The following is a 371-nucleotide window of genomic DNA, read 5'->3' on the forward strand; positions in this document are numbered from 1 at the left end:
CGTCCCGTTGCTGTCGATGCGACCGGCAAAGCTGACGGTCATGCCGATGTAAAAGGCCACGATTGGGGCTTCGGCTACCAACTGGCGTGGATGTGGGACATCAACGACCGCGCACGCGTGGGTGTGAACTATCGTTCCAAAGTATCGCATACGCTGAAAGGCACTGCCGATTGGGAAGCGGACGGCGCATATGCAAAACGTGCTTGGGACTTGGGTGCAATGGCTGCACGCGGTTATGTGCCGAACGAAAAAGCCAGCGTAAAAATCGTTACGCCTGAGTCTTTGTCTGTTCACGGTATGTACCGCGCCACCGACAAAACCAACCTGTTCGGCGATGTGACTTGGACGCGCCACAGCCGCTTCAACAAAGC

General features: G+C 56.3%; 1 protein-coding gene. It reads left to right on the plus strand.

Features of this window, described 5'->3' with window-relative positions; genetic code table 11:
- The coding region (locus ACTHSP_RS22695; RefSeq protein ID WP_440347090.1) for an OmpP1/FadL family transporter at window positions 1–371 on the plus strand (371 nt) is incomplete at both ends.

This window comes from Neisseria sp. P0001.S005 (genome assembly GCF_051963715.1).